Here is a 4,538-nt window from a genome sequence, read left to right as displayed (position 1 = left end):
TAAGAGACAGGTGGCGGTGGTTGGGGTGACACCGGCATCGACCGTCTGGTCGGCGCGAACATCGGCGGCCAGATCTCCTGGCTGCTGCCCGCCGCGCTGATCCTGCTCGTCGCGCGGATCGTCGTGACCTGGAAGGCCGGGCGTACGGACACGGCGCGCGCCGCGTTCCTCGCCTGGGGCGGCTCGCTCCTCATGACGGCGGCCGTCTTCAGCTTCATGCAGGGGATCTTCCACGAGTACTACACGGTGGCCCTCGCCCCGTACATCGCGGCCCTGGTCGGCATGGGCGCCACGGTGCTGTGGGAGGAGCGCGGCCGGTTCCTCGCCGCGGCTGTGCTCGCGGGCACGGTGGCGGTGACGGCGTACTGGTCGTACGTACTGCTCGGGCGCTCCACCGGGTACGTGCCGTGGCTGCGCTGGGCGGTGCTCGTCGGCGGACTGGTGGCCGCGCTCGGGCTGCTGCTCGCGTCCCGCGGCGGACGCCGACTGGGCCTCGCCGCAGCCGGGTTGGGGCTCGCGGCCTCGCTCGCGGGACCGGCGGCGTACACCTTGACGACGGTCGGTGAGGGGCACGCGGGTTCGATCGTCACGGCCGGCCCCACGGTGTCGGGCGGCCGGGGCGGCCCCGGCGGCGGCATGCCTCCGGGCGGTCCGGGCCAGAACGGCCAGGCACAGAAGGGGCAGGCGCAGAACGGGCAGGGCGGCCGGCTTCCGGCCGGAGGTGGGGGTCCTGGCGGCGGCATGGGCCAGCCCCCGACCGGCGGCCAGCTCCAGAACGGCGGCCAGGCCGCACCCAACGGCAAGCAGCAGAACCAGCAGAACGGCCAGAACCCGCAGACCCGCCCCGGCGGAGGTGGCTTCGGTGAACGCCTCGGAGGCGGAGGCGGAGGCATGGGTGGCCTGCTCAACGGTGCCAGCGTCAGTAGCGAGGTGCGGGCGAAGCTGGAGCGGGACTCCGGTACGTACACCTGGGTCGCCGCGACCATCGGTGCGCAGAACGCCGCTAGTTACCAACTGGCGACCGAGGACCCGGTCATGGCGATCGGCGGCTTCAACGGGAGCGACCCGTCGCCGACGCTCGCCCAGTTCAAGCGGTACGTGGCAGACGGGAAGATCCACTACTTCATAGGTGGCGGCGAGGGTGGCGGGGGCAGGGGCGGTGGCCCCGGCGGCAACAGCAGCTCGGCCCTCACGACCTGGGTGACCGAGAACTTCAAGAAGGTCACCGTCGACGGCACCACCCTCTACGACCTGACCCAGCCCAAGGCCTGACCGCCAAGCTCGAGCCCAAGGCCTGACCGCCCAGCCCAAGAGCTGACGTACAGAGAAGAGATGTACAGCGTAAGAGAACCTCTTGTACGGTGTACGGGAACCAGTCCCGTACACCGTACAAGAAGCCCTTCAGGGAGGGATCGCCGTGACGGCGACGACCGATCAACCGCATCAAGCCGCCCCCACCGGCGGCCACCCGCAGCGCTGGCTGATCCTCGGCGTCATCTGCCTCGCCCAGCTCACCGTGCTGCTCGACAACACCGTGCTCAGCGTCGCGATCCCCTCGCTCACCTCGGAGCTGGACGCGTCCACCGCCGACATCCAGTGGATGATCAACGCGTATTCGCTGGTCCAGTCCGGATTGCTGCTCACCGCGGGCAACGCCGCGGACCGGTACGGCCGTAAGAAGATGCTGACCGTGGGCCTCGCCCTGTTCGGGATCGGCTCGCTCTGTGCCGGACTCGCCCAGACCAGTGGGCAGTTGATCGCCGCGCGGGCCGGTATGGGCATCGGCGGCGCGCTGCTGATGACCACCACGCTCGCCGTGGTCATGCAGATCTTCGCCGACGAGGAGCGGGTGAAGGCCATCGCCCTGTGGGCCACGGTCGGCTCACTCGGCTTCGCCGCGGGACCGCTGATCGGCGGCCTGATCCTGGACCACTACTGGTGGGGCGCGATCTTCCTGATCAACATCCCGGTCGCCGTGCTCGGTCTGGTCGCCGTCGTGAAGCTGGTGCCGGAGTCGAAGAACCCGCAGGGTGACCGGCCCGACCTGCTCGGCGCGTTGCTCTCGACCATCGGCATGGTGGCCGTCGTCTACGCGATCATCACCGGGCCCGAGCACGGCTGGACCTCGGCGCAGGTGCTCACCCCGGCGGCCGTCGGCGTGGTGGTGCTCGCGGCCTTCGCGCTGTGGGAGCTGCGGACCCCGTACCCGATGCTGGACATGCACTTCTTCCGGAACCCGAAGTTCGTGGGGGCCATCGCGGGTTCGCTGCTTGTGGTCTTCGGGATGGGCGGTTCGCTGTTCCTGCTGACGCAGCATCTCCAATTCGTCCTCGGATACGAGCCGTTGGAGGCGGGGCTGCGGATGGCGCCGCTCGCCCTGACCATCGTCGGGCTCAACCTGACGGGCGTCGGACCGAAGTTCCTCATCAAGCTGGGCACGCCGCGTACGGTCGTCCTCGGTATGACCATGGTGGCCGCGGGGCTCGGCTCGATCGCCCTGCTCGGCGGGGGTACGGACGGTTCGTACGGCGGCATCCTGCTCGGCCTTGTCCTCTTCGGCGCCGGGATGGCGGTCTCGCAGCCGGCCATGGCCAACGCCATCATGAGCGCCATTCCGCGGGAGAAGGCCGGGGTGGGCGCGGGCATCAACGGCACGCTCGCCGAGTTCGGCAACGGGCTGGGTGTCGCGGTTCTGGGCGCCGTACTCAACGCCCGGTTCGCGGCGCTCGTCACCGTCACCGCCGCCTCGCTGCCCGCGGCCCTCGCGGCGGCCGACAGCGCGGCCGAACGCCAGGAGATCGCCGACGCCTTCGCGTCCGGCCTGCAGACCAGTCAACTGGTGGGCGCGGTCGCGGTGTTCATCGGCGGCCTGCTCGCGGCGGGGCTGCTGGCTCGGGCGGAACGGGCGGAGGCGGCGGAGATGGCCGAGCCGGCGGAGATGGCCGAGCCGGCTGCGGCGGAAGGGACGGCTCCGGCGGAAGGGACGGAAGAGACGGCTGCGGCGGAAGGGACGGCAGGGGTGGAGAGAGGCTGACCAGGGGCGCGGGGTCCCGACGCACCGCGCCCCGACCTACAGTGCCTGTACGAGCGAGTGAGAGAAGGGCACACCATGGTGAGGGCGGCCGACCGCGCGAGGAACCCGGCGCGGGCCAGCGTCTGGCTGGAGGACAAGGCTGCCCGGGTGTCGAGCCGCAAGGCGGGCCCGGACCAGCCGGACGGCCTCGACCGGGACCGGATCATCGCGACCGCCGTCCGGCTCCTGGACGCCGAGGGCCTCTCGAAGCTGTCCATGCGCCGTATCGCCACGGAGCTGAACGTCACCGCGATGTCGCTCTACTGGTACGTGGACACCAAGGACGACATCCTCGAACTCACCGTCGACGCCGTCTTCGGCGAGCTCCCGCTGACCGACCCGGACGACGGCCAGGACTGGCGGGTGCACCTGCGCCGCCTCGCCGTCGACTACCGGACGGTGCTGGTCAGGCACCCCTGGGTGTCGACGATCGTCAACGAGTACCTGAACATCGGCCCGCACTCCATCGCCTTCGCGGAGGCCGTGCAGAAGATCATCCGGACCACGGGGCTGCCCCCGCGGGCGCGGTCGGGCGCGACGGCGGCGGTCTTCCAGTTCGCGTACGGCTTCGGCACGATGGAGGGCCACTTCAATCAGCGGTGCGCCGCGTCGGGGATGACGCCGGACGAGTACTACAGCGATGCCATGGACGCGTTCACGGACGACCCGAAGCTGGTCGGACAGATCGACGAGGTCAAGGACGTCATCGCGGCGCACGCGGGGAAGACGGTCGCCGAGGTCTGGGAGGGCGACTTCACCTTCGCCCTCGACCTGATGATCGCGGGCATCGAGGCGATGGTGAGCCGGTACGGCACGGAGTCCTGAAGCCCGGCCCGCGACCCGGACCAGCCCTGCTCCCCGGACGGGCCACGCCCTGGTCTCCGGCCCACGCCCTGGTCTCCGGCCCACGCCCTGGTCTCCGGCCCACGCCCTGATCCCCGGCCCCGGCACCGGAAACAAGCACTCCTCAGTCGGCCAGCCGCGCCGGAAACCCGCCCGTGGCCACCGGACCCCACCGCTCCGGGGTGATCCGCAGGATGGACTTGCCCTGCGTGACCATGGCGGCGCGGTACTCGTCCCAGTCAGGGTGCTCCCCGGAGATGTTCCGGAAGTACTCGACAAGCGGCTCCACCGACTCCGGTACGTCGAGGACCTCGGCGGTGCCGTCGACCTGGACCCACGGGCCGTTCCAGTCGTCGCTCAGCACGAGCACGCCGACCCGGGGGTCACGCCGCGCGTTCCGGGTCTTCGCGCGTTCCGGGTACGTGGACACCACGATGCGGCCGGAGTCGTCGACCCCGCAGGTCAGCGGCGAGCTCTGCGGAGATCCGTCGGCCCGCCGGGTCAGCAGGATCGCGCGATGCCGAGGCCGGACGAACTCCAGCAACTCGGCAAGGTCGACACGGGTGTTGGAAGCGATCTGAGGAGACATGGCCGCAGCCTAGCCAGAGCGATGAGCCCCCTC

3 protein-coding genes and 1 pseudogene are annotated in these 4,538 nt (G+C 70.7%); 3 read left to right on the top strand and 1 reads right to left on the bottom strand.

Annotated features, from left to right (window positions below):
* Positions 1 to 9: 9 nt before the first annotated feature.
* The 3 genes and pseudogenes from GUY60_RS34940 to GUY60_RS34930 all read left to right on the top strand — a co-directional run.
* Positions 10 to 1,272, top strand: a pseudogene (locus GUY60_RS34940) (mannosyltransferase YkcB-related protein); the annotation flags it as partial.
* Between the two features lie 145 nt (positions 1,273 to 1,417).
* On the top strand, positions 1,418 to 3,034 hold the full coding sequence (locus tag GUY60_RS34935; protein WP_161705306.1) for an MFS transporter: 1,617 nt from the start codon (positions 1,418 to 1,420) through the stop codon (positions 3,032 to 3,034).
* 75 nt (positions 3,035 to 3,109) lie between these two features.
* Positions 3,110 to 3,898: a TetR/AcrR family transcriptional regulator gene (locus GUY60_RS34930; protein WP_161705304.1), complete on the top strand. Its 789-nt coding sequence runs from the start codon at positions 3,110 to 3,112 to the stop codon at positions 3,896 to 3,898.
* A gap of 142 nt (positions 3,899 to 4,040) precedes the next feature.
* On the opposite strand, the gene GUY60_RS34925 is transcribed toward GUY60_RS34930, so the two are convergent.
* Positions 4,041 to 4,505 (bottom strand): PPOX class F420-dependent oxidoreductase, encoded by a 465-nt coding sequence (locus GUY60_RS34925; RefSeq protein ID WP_161705301.1) that lies wholly within the window; start codon positions 4,503 to 4,505, stop codon positions 4,041 to 4,043.
* Positions 4,506 to 4,538: the final 33 nt, after the last annotated feature.

It is taken from the genome of Streptomyces boluensis (genome assembly GCF_009908195.1).
Taxonomy (GTDB): Bacteria; Actinomycetota; Actinomycetes; order Streptomycetales; family Streptomycetaceae; genus Streptomyces; species Streptomyces boluensis.
Note: the sequence above shows the minus strand (reverse complement) of the source record. Positions and strands in the feature narration are given on the sequence as shown.